The organism is Limnofasciculus baicalensis BBK-W-15 (genome assembly GCF_024178385.1).
GTDB lineage: Bacteria > Cyanobacteriota > Cyanobacteriia > Cyanobacteriales > Coleofasciculaceae > Limnofasciculus > Limnofasciculus baicalensis.
Map to the genome: position 1 here is coordinate 1 of NZ_JAMZMM010000558.1, position 2,864 is coordinate 2,864.

Below are 2,864 nucleotides of genomic sequence, written 5' to 3' on the forward strand. Positions count from 1 at the left end.
CACGCCAATTTGAGTACAAATATGGCGTGAGGCTTCCGGCGAAGAAAGCTAAAATAGAGAGGAGGTGGGTTGCCGATGAGTCGTGCGTATTACTGAGATCTTGTACATGGTTCTGGCGATTAGAAATCGCGGCTAGAGAAACCAAGTCCGCCTGCGCGGACTAACAGAAAATCAAGGCTTTTAAACCCACGTAGGTGGGTTTTGTCTGTGTAGCCGCGACTTCTAGTCGCAGGCGTGCAAGATTTAAGTATTAGGAGTTTTACCTATGCCTTCTCCTTTTCCCGGTATGAATCCTTATCTAGAACATCCTTCCTTTTGGGCGGGAATTCATCATCGATTAATTACCGCGATCGCTAACAATCTCGCTCCTAAGCTCCGCCCAAAGTATATCGTGGCAATCGAGGAGCGCGTGTACGAGGTGAGTGGAGATACGGCTCTCCTAGTGGGTGTACCCGATGTTTCGGTGCAAAATTCGCTGTCTGTAGCTCGCTCGACTGAATCTAATCTCGCAGTTGCCCCCAAAAGCCAGTCGGTGGAGGTTTTGCTTCCTTTACCAGAGATTTTGACAGAGGCATACTTAGAAATTCGGGCAGTGGAAACCGAGGAAGTTGTTACTATTATTGAGGTGCTTTCTCCAAAGAATAAACAGATGGGAATCGGGCGATTGCAATACGAAACAAAACGGTTAAAGATTTTGGGTAGCATGACTCATTTTGTGGAAATCGATCTGTTGCGTCAGGGAAATTCGATGGCAATGGTTGGAGATTTTGGGCAAAGTCATTATCGAATTGTGGTAAGTCATAGCGAAACTCGTCCAAAGGCTCAACTGTATGGGTTTAATTTGCAAGATCTAATTCCTGAGTTTCCAGTGCCGTTAAGGGCTGGTGAATTAGAACCAGCGATCGATCTAAAGTCATTACTAGATGAGATTTACGATTGGGGAAGCTATGACTTAAGGATTGATTACAGCCGCCCTCCAATTCCCGCTTTGTCAGAATCGGATATGGCTTGGGTGAATGAGAAATTGCAACAGCAAAAATTAAGGTAGATAATACAGTATCATATTCTCTATTAATTCTATATCAATCATCCTATCCCTCTATTTTATCGTCAAACGTACTATCTCCAGAAACCACCTCACCCGTAACATCCCCTTCTGATAATTCCTCCATCCCTGACAATGCTCTAGGAGTATCCCCAGAGACTATATCGAAACTACTTTTTACTTCCTCCTCATACTTGAAATGAGAATTATCCCATCGATCCAGAATATCTTTAATCGCAACTTCCTTTAACCAAACTTGAGCCACAACAGTCAACGGCAAAGCCAAAAATAACCCTAAAAACCCAAAAAAGGTAGCAAAAAATACCTGTGCTAAAAGCGTCACTGCTGGCAAGAGCGATACCTGTTGCGCCATGACATAGGGAGTGAGTAAATTACTTTCAACTTGCTGAATAGCAATGTAAAGAATTAAAACCGCCAGCGCTTTCAAACCGCCATTGGGATCGAGTAACGCGATCGCAATCGGTGGTACGACACTCAATCCCGGACCAATATTCGGCAGAAATGTCAAAATACCTGCCAGAGTTGCCTGTGCCAGTGCTAGGGGAATTCCTAAAATTAACAATCCCACAAAACTGAAAACAGCAATAACAAACATATTAAAAAGAATGCCAATCAGCCAACCCTTTAAAGACTTATCACATTCTCTCAAAATCTCATCCACTCGACGGCGATAGAATGAAGGAAAAAGCCGAATAAAACTGTTGCGATAAGGCTGAGGATCGACCAATAACATTAGTGACAGAATGATTACCAACAGAAATTGACCGAAAACAGCCAAAGAGTTAAATGCAAAAGAAACCCCTCCGCCTAATAGTCGCTGAACTAAAGGTTGAAGTTGTTGAATAAGTTGGTTAATACTTGGAATATACTGATCTCGCAACTCTGGCGAAATACTCATTCTCAATAACTCAAACCACTGATTTAATCGTTCTATCCCTTGAGGGACTAACTCAATCAACCGTTTAAATTCAGTAACAAAAGGTGGCACAATCAGGAAATAAAAACCCACCAAAACAGCGAATAACATAAAAATCGACAGGAGGACAGAAAAAACTCGCTTTATCCCCAATCGACAGAATCGTTCCACCACTATATTTAAAGCATCGGCAAGGAGGACTGCCGCAAAGATTAGCAGAACCATCTGCCGGATTTGCCATAAGATATACATGGATAGGATAAAGGCTAGTAAGCCAATCCATTTGCCTAGATTCACGGTAAAGCCTCCGTTCTCAAGTCCAGTTAAATTGATAACTTGCACCATTATCAATTATCAGTAACAACTTTTATTAGCTTTCCCTCGCCAACTAGCGGTTTTTTCACTGAACTACCAATTACTCCTCATCGACTTTTGCCTGATGCCAGAGCTGAAAAGTCAAAAAAACCGACACCTCTACCCAAATCCCTCCAACAAAGGTCATAATTCCGACAAAGACAGTTGGATTCAGATGGCAATAAAGTACTTTTTTCTTTCGGACGGTTGGATAGTCGGTCGGGTTTGGGAGTTCGGTGGGCTTTGGAATGTCAATGCTTGGCGACGCGAACCCGAAATTGTGCAAATGAACATTTGTATCCTGGAGCAGGAGGAAAAATTATGGCTGTATCGGGTTGAGGACGCGGTTCTCATGGTCGAAGTCAAACCCAACCCTGCGGGATCATCCGAGTCAGCCAAGACAATTGGTCAAGTAGTTCTCAAACGACTGATTACAGCGGATCAAGTGCTTGAGCGATTGACAACCGCTCAGACATTGTTCAACATTCCACAGTAGGAATGGGAATGGGGACAAGGGGGAGAATGGGG

At 43.3% G+C, this 2,864-nt stretch carries 3 protein-coding genes; 2 read left to right on the plus strand and 1 reads right to left on the minus strand.

What is annotated here, in order from left to right; all coding sequences use genetic code 11:
* Positions 1–265: 265 nt before the first annotated feature.
* A complete protein-coding gene (locus NJ959_RS28050) occupies positions 266–1,048 on the plus strand; it encodes a DUF4058 family protein (protein WP_254015052.1) in 783 nt (260 codons plus the stop codon).
* 43 nt (positions 1,049–1,091) lie between these two features.
* Here the strand turns inward: NJ959_RS28050 and NJ959_RS28055 are convergent, their stop codons facing one another.
* On the minus strand, positions 1,092–2,279 hold the full coding sequence (locus NJ959_RS28055) for an AI-2E family transporter (protein WP_373693727.1): 1,188 nt from the start codon (positions 2,277–2,279) through the stop codon (positions 1,092–1,094).
* A gap of 238 nt (positions 2,280–2,517) precedes the next feature.
* Here NJ959_RS28055 and NJ959_RS28060 point away from each other — a divergent pair, with 238 nt between their 5' ends.
* Entirely contained in the window at positions 2,518–2,832 is a 315-nt protein-coding gene (locus NJ959_RS28060; RefSeq protein ID WP_254015054.1) for a hypothetical protein, read from the plus strand.
* Positions 2,833–2,864: the final 32 nt, after the last annotated feature.